Source organism: Sphingomonas sp. 10B4 (genome assembly GCF_035019905.1).
Lineage (GTDB): Bacteria > Pseudomonadota > Alphaproteobacteria > Sphingomonadales > Sphingomonadaceae > Sphingomonas > Sphingomonas glacialis.
Window position 1 is genome coordinate 1 of sequence record NZ_JASJVC010000546.1, and the last position, 240, is coordinate 240.

1 pseudogene is annotated in these 240 nt (G+C 52.5%); it reads right to left on the bottom strand.

Features of this window, described 5'->3' with window-relative positions:
• A pseudogene (locus QN347_RS20825) lies at positions 1 to 240 on the bottom strand (fructose-bisphosphatase class I); the annotation flags it as partial.

A 240-nucleotide genomic window follows, 5' to 3' on the forward strand; every position in this document is an offset into this window, starting at 1 on the left:
GGTACAGGAAAACCCCGCCGCGATTCAGAATACGATGTACGTCAGCCACCATGGAGGCGACCCAACGCATATTGAAATCGCGTTCGCGCGGGCCGGTTTTACCCGCCAACAGTTCATCGACATAGCGCGTAACCGGCGCATGCCAGTGACGCATATTCGAGGCATTGATAGCAAATTCACTGGTTTCCTGCGGAATTTGCATATTGCGCTGAGTTAATACCCAAGAACCCATTTCACGGT